The organism is Pseudomonas sp. (assembly GCF_050739995.1).
Taxonomy (GTDB): domain Bacteria; phylum Pseudomonadota; class Gammaproteobacteria; order Pseudomonadales; family Pseudomonadaceae; genus Aquipseudomonas.
In genome coordinates this window covers 1-3,671 of record NZ_JBOICG010000404.1, presented here as the reverse complement: position 1 = coordinate 3,671, position 3,671 = coordinate 1, and the positions used below count along the sequence as shown (strand labels likewise).

At 61.3% G+C, this 3,671-nt stretch carries 3 protein-coding genes; 1 reads left to right on the top strand and 2 read right to left on the bottom strand.

The window, feature by feature from the left end; genetic code table 11:
- Together ACRESD_RS13435 and pap are read right to left on the bottom strand one after the other, a co-directional pair.
- Positions 1–886, bottom strand: an 886-nt coding sequence (locus ACRESD_RS13435) for a thiolase family protein (protein WP_431751347.1), incomplete at its 3' end; no start/stop codon positions are given.
- 118 nt (positions 887–1,004) lie between these two features.
- Positions 1,005–2,519 (bottom strand): polyphosphate:AMP phosphotransferase, encoded by a 1,515-nt coding sequence (gene pap / locus ACRESD_RS13430; protein ID WP_431751346.1) that lies wholly within the window; start codon positions 2,517–2,519, stop codon positions 1,005–1,007.
- Positions 2,520–2,660: 141 nt separating this feature from the next.
- On the opposite strand from pap, the gene mnmC reads away from it, so the two are divergent.
- Positions 2,661–3,671: bifunctional tRNA (5-methylaminomethyl-2-thiouridine)(34)-methyltransferase MnmD/FAD-dependent 5-carboxymethylaminomethyl-2-thiouridine(34) oxidoreductase MnmC (mnmC, locus tag ACRESD_RS13425; protein ID WP_431751345.1), on the top strand; the 1,011-nt coding region annotated here is incomplete at its 3' end.

The window sequence follows — 3,671 nt, the reverse complement described above, 5'->3', positions numbered from 1 at the left end:
AGAACACGGGACCGATGCCCATCTCATCCGGTTCGCAACCCGCCACGGTAAAACCACGGAAAAACGCCTTGGGCTTGAGCCCCAGCGCCAGGGCTTTTTCCAGGCTCATCACCAAGGTCATCGAAGCCCCGTCGGAGAGCTGTGACGAGTTGCCCGCCGTCACCGAGCCGTCTTCGGCAAACACCGGTTTCAACCCTTGCAGGCTGGCCAAGGTGGTGTCCGGGCGGTTGCAGTCGTCGCGATCGACCACGCCGTCCAACACCTGCACCGCCCCCGTGTTCTTGTCTTCAACCTTGTACTTGACCACCATCGGCACGATTTCATCGTCGAACAAACCCTCAGCCTGGGCCTGGGCGGTGCGTTGCTGGCTTTGCAGGGCGTACAGGTCCTGTTCTTCGCGGCTGACGTTATAGCGGCGCGCGACGATCTCGGCGGTCTGGCCCATGGGAAAATAGATGCCCGGCACCTGTTCCTTGAGCAGCGGGTTGATCAGGTTATCGGTGTTGACGCTTTTCATGGTCAGGCTGATGGACTCGACGCCGCCAGCCACAATGATGTCGCTGCAACCCGAGGCGATCTGGTTGGCCGCGATGGCAATCGCCTGCAAACCCGAAGAGCAGAAACGATTGAGGGTCATGCCCGCCGTGCCGGTGCCCAATTGCGAAAGCACCGCCACGTTGCGCCCGATGTTGTAGCCCTGGGCCCCTTCGTTGGAGCCGGCGCCGACGATGCAATCCTCCACCGTCGCCGGGTCAATACCGTTGCGCGCGAGCAGCGCGTTGACGCAATGGGCCGCCATGTCATCGGGGCGGGTCTGGTTGAACTTGCCACGAAAGGATTTCGCCAGGCCGGTTCGCACGCTGTCGACGATCACTACTTCACGCATGGGGCTACCTCGATCTTGTGGTTGTTGGGAGATGGATCGAGGATAGATCCAGGCCCTCCCCACCGCGACGATCATTCATCCGGCGTATGCAAAACCATGGGCACCCCACCACAACAGGTTATTTCTTTTTCTTTTTATCGTGCTTGTCGGTTTTGTCGAACGCCTCTTCCAGCGCCCGGTTGATGGTGCGCAGCACCTTGACCCGCGCCCAGCGCTTGTCGTTGGCTTCCACCAGGGTCCAGGGCGAAACTTCGGTACTGGTGCGGTCGACCATATCGCCCACGGCGGCGCGGTAGTCGTCCCACTTGTCACGGTTGCGCCAGTCGTCTTCGGTGATCTTGAAGCGCTTGAACGGTATCTCTTCACGGGCCTGGAAACGCTCCAGCTGCGTGTCCTTGTCGATGGCCAGCCAGAACTTGACCACGATCACGCCCGCGTCGCGCAATTGCTCCTCGAAGTCATTGATCTCGCCATAAGCACGCATCCAGTCGGCCGGAGTGCAGAAGCCTTCGACGCGCTCCACCAACACCCGGCCGTACCAGGAGCGGTCGAACACGGTAAACATGCCGCGCGCCGGGATTTTCTGCCAAAAGCGCCACAGATAAGGCTGGGCGCGCTCGTCTTCACTGGGCGCGGCAATGGGCACGATGCGGTACTGACGTGGGTCGAGCGCCGCTGCCACCCGGCGAATCGCCCCGCCCTTGCCTGCCGCGTCGTTGCCTTCGAACACGGTGATCAGCGCATGCTTGCGCATGCGTTTGTCGCGCATCAGGCCGGAGAAGCGCGCCTGCTCGGTGATCAGTTGCTCTTCGTAATCATCCTTGTCCAGGCGCAGGGTCAAGTCGAGGCTGTCCAGCAGGCTCTTCTTGTCCACCGACGCGATCAAGGGCGCCGGGTTCATGCCACTGGATTTGCCCTTGGCCAGTTTCAGGGTGTTTTGCAGCCCCTCGAGCAGCAGCTTGCCCACGGTGAGGCTGCGGTAATGGGCGTCGACACCTTCGATCACATGCCACGGCGCGTAGTCACGACTGGTGCGGCGCAGGATGCGCTCGCCGAAATGCACGAACTTGTCGTAGGTCTCGGACTGCTGCCAGTCCAGCGGACTGATGCGCCAACTGTGCAGCGGGTCGTCGGCCAGCGCCTTGAGGCGCGCCTTCATCTGCTTCTTGGACAGGTGAAACCAGAATTTGAAGATCAGCGCACCTTCATCGCAGAGCATCTTTTCCAGGCGCTCGGCACCGGCGATGGCCTGGTCCAGGCGGGCATCCTTGATCTCGCCGTGCACCCGGCCCTGCAGCATCTGGCTGTACCAGTTGCCGAAAAAAACCCCCATGCGACCTTTTGCCGGCAGTTGCCGCCAATAGCGCCAGGCCGGTGGCCGCGCCAGTTCTTCATCGGTTTGTTGGTCGAAGGTGCGCACTTCGATCAGGCGCGGGTCCATCCACTCATTGAGTAGCTTGACGGTTTCACCCTTGCCGGCGCCTTCGATGCCGTTGATCAGGATGATCACCGGGAAGCGCTTCTGCTGCTGCAGCTCATACTGTACTTCCAGCAAGGCTTCGCGCAGGGCCGGCACTTCGGCGTCGTAGGTGTCTTTGTCGATGGCGTGACCGATTTCGGCGGATTCGAACATGGGCAGCTCCGTTTCAAGATGGCTCAAGACTAGCGGATTGGGCAGCAACACGCGGGAGGAAATTCCATGCGCGCTTGCCATGGGTCAATTCAACGTCCATTGATCGGCTAGAATGGCCGCCTTGTTTTTGCAGAGCCGCCCATGAACCCGATCACCCACGCCCAGCTCGACTGGGATGACCAAGGCCGCCCGCACTCGCGGGTGTTCGACGATGTGTACTTCTCCGATCAGTCGGGCCTTGAAGAAACCCGTTATGTGTTCCTCGAACAAAACCGTTTGCAGGAGCGTTTTGCCTCGCTGCCAGCGACTGGGCGGCTGGTGATTGGTGAAACCGGGTTCGGCACGGGCTTGAACTTCTTATGTGCCTGGCAGATGTTCGAACAAAACGCGGTGGCGGGTGCACGGCTGCATTTTGTCAGCGTGGAAAAATACCCGCTGAGCCACGCCGACCTGCAACGCGCCCTCGCCCTCTGGCCGGAACTGCAACCGTTCGCCGAGCAACTGCTGGCTCAGTACATAGCTATCCACCAAGGCTTCCAACGCCTGGTGCTGGATAACGGTCGCGTGACCCTGACCCTGCTGATCGGCGATGTGCTGGAGCAATTGCCACAACTGGATGCGCAAATCGATGCGTGGTTTCTCGACGGTTTCGCCCCGGCCAAAAACCCGGAGATGTGGACCGCCGAGCTGTTTGCCGAACTGGCACGGCTGGCCGCGCCAGGCTCGACCATCAGTACGTTCACGAGTACGGGTTGGGTACGGCGGTTGATCAACGCCGCCGGATTCAAGATGAAGCGCACGCCAGGCATTGGTCACAAGTGGGAAATCCTGCGTGGAGAGTTTCTCGGCAGGCCCACTGATACACCGCCACCACCGGCCGCCAAGCCTTGGTTTGCCCGACCGGCGACGTTAACCGGCGAGCGCAAGGCTCTGGTGATCGGTGGTGGCCTCGCCGGTTGCGCCACGGCGGCCAGCCTGGCTGCGCGGGGCTGGAAGGTCAGTCTGCTGGAGCGTCATGACGGGCTTGCCCAGGAAGCCTCGGGTAATCCGCAAGGCGTGCTCTACCTTAAGCTGTCGGCCCATGGCACCGCACTGTCACAGATGATCGTCGCCGGTTTTGGGCATACCCGCCGCCTGCTGGAACACCTGCAT

Coding starts and splice junctions, on each gene's coding strand:
- pap (WP_431751346.1), bottom strand. CDS start 2,519: ATGTTCGAATCCGCCGAAATCGGTCACGCCATCGACAAAGACACCTAC.